The organism is Bradyrhizobium sp. PRIMUS42 (assembly GCF_023006515.1).
Lineage (GTDB): Bacteria > Pseudomonadota > Alphaproteobacteria > Rhizobiales > Xanthobacteraceae > Bradyrhizobium.
Genome location: NZ_JALBGZ010000950.1, coordinates 1 through 1,999, shown reverse-complemented (window position 1 = coordinate 1,999; position 1,999 = coordinate 1). Strand labels below are relative to the sequence as shown.

The window sequence follows — 1,999 nt, the reverse complement described above, 5'->3', positions numbered from 1 at the left end:
CTTTGCGATATGACGACAGACGCGTGGGCACGCTACGCTTTGCCCACCCTAAGATCTCACTCTGTGATGGTAGAGCAGGTTCTGCGTCAACGACAGGTCGAGATCGAGCGTGCGCGGCTGGAACACGACACCGAGCAGCCGTAACGCCTCGCCGGGGCTCTTGCTGATGTCGTGGCCGAAAATGCCGATGCGGCCGCTCTGGATGCCGAACAGGCGCGTGATCAGCGAGAACAGCGTGCTCTTGCCGGCGCCGTTGAGGCCGAGCAGGGCGGTAAAGCTCGCCGGCTGCACGTTGAAAGAGACGTCGATCAACGCCCGGCGCGATCCATAGGCATGGCTGACACCGTCGATCGACAGCGCCGGCGTCGCGGCCGCTTCTAGCCTCGGCGCCCCCTGTGGTTCGGGAATCGAAGCAGGGCTGGTCATGGCGCGATCGTGATGCCCCAGGGTAGCTCGCCGACCTGAATGGTCTTGATCACCTTTTGCGCGGCGACGTCGATGACGGAAACGTCGTTCGACACGCCATTGGTGGTCAGCAGATATTTTTCATCGGGCGTGAACGCCATGTGCCAGACCCGCTGGCCGACCAGGAGATATTTCGTCACCTTGCGCGAGGCGACATCGACCACGGCGATGCGGTTGGCAGGGCCGAGCGCGATGAAGGCGGTCTTGTCGTCCTTGGTCATGCCGATGCCGACCGGTTGGATCGCCTCTTTCCGCAGGCCCGGGATCTCGAACGTGACCTTGCCGATCACCTCGTGCTTTTTGGGGTCGATGATCGAGACGGTGCCGCCGATCTCGGAGGACACCCACACTTCCGAAGAATCGTGCTTGAACTCGGCAAAGCGCGGCCGCGCATCGACCAGCACGTTGGCGACGATCTGGCGCGACGAGGTGTCGATGAAATGCGCCATGTTGGTCGTTTCCGACGTGTTGATCAGCGTCTTGCCGTCGGGGCTGATGGTCATGCCCTCGGGCTCGACGCCGACCTGGATGTCGCCGAGCCGGGTGCGCTTCTCGAGGTCGATCACGGTCACCGTGTTGTCGTTCTCGTTGGCGACGTAGAGTATCTTGCCGGCGGCGTCCTGGGCGAACAATTCCGGATCGGGTCCGGAGGGCAGGCTATCCACCACGCTCTGCGTCTTGGCGTCGATCACCTGAATGGTGTCGTCGTCGCCGACCGCGACCATCACGAACTTGCCGTCACGCGTGAAGTCGATGCCGCGCGGGCGCTGGCCGACCTTGATGGTCTTGGTCACGGTCCAGCTGTCGGTGTCGATCACCGTCACCGTATTGCTCTTCTCGTTCGAGACATAGGCGATGAACGCATGCGCGGGCGCTGCGGTTGTCGCCAGAGCCATAAGCAACGCTGCTCTTAGCATGTGCGATCTCTGTCCGCGGGCGGTCTTCACCTCCCCCGCTTGTGGGGGGGGGCGTATCGCATCGAAAGATGCGATACGGGTGAGGGTTTTCTCCTCTTGGGGGTTCTCGCGAGCGGAGACACCCTCTCCCCAACCCTCCCCCGCAAGCGGGAGAGGGGGCGCAGCGTCGTCGCCGTGACAGCTTGAACTCATCTCACAATGCTCACTTCAGCTTGCATTTGCTCTCCGGGCGGTCATAGCCGAGCGTGTCGAGCTCGGAGACCTGGTGCAGAAATCCCTCCTGCGGCGACACCGACACCACCATGCGGCCGTCGACCAAGAGGATCGGCTGGCGCAGCTGCCAATTCCAGTCGCGTAAGGTCAATCGCGTGCCCTTGAAGGCGGCGACCGAGAAGTCCGGGCCCTTGATGAAGTCCGTCACCTTCTTGACGTCGCCGGAATTGGTGCGCGAGGTGGCTTCGCCGATCATTCGGGCGGCGGTCCAGGCCTGCATGTCGAGCGCGGTCATGCGGCGCGAATTCAGCTTCATGAAGCGGTTCTGCATCTGGATCGCGCCCCACTGGTCCTGCGCGGCGTCCCAGCTGCGCGGCACGAGGCCGGCCGAGCCCGCGACGGGG

Annotated in this window: 1 protein-coding gene and 2 pseudogenes; all 3 read right to left on the bottom strand. The window is 63.5% G+C overall.

Going from position 1 to position 1,999, the window contains the following annotated elements; translation table 11 throughout:
- Positions 1–66: 66 nt before the first annotated feature.
- Positions 67–426 (bottom strand): annotated as a pseudogene (locus tag MOV75_RS36105) (ATP-binding cassette domain-containing protein); the annotation flags it as partial.
- Positions 423–1,361, bottom strand: coding sequence for a YVTN family beta-propeller repeat protein (locus tag MOV75_RS36100; protein WP_309486841.1), 939 nt, complete (start codon positions 1,359–1,361; stop codon positions 423–425). The gene MOV75_RS36100 and the pseudogene MOV75_RS36105, both read right to left, overlap by 4 nt.
- 223 nt (positions 1,362–1,584) lie before the next feature.
- Positions 1,585–1,999, bottom strand: a pseudogene (locus MOV75_RS36095) (branched-chain amino acid ABC transporter substrate-binding protein); the annotation flags it as partial.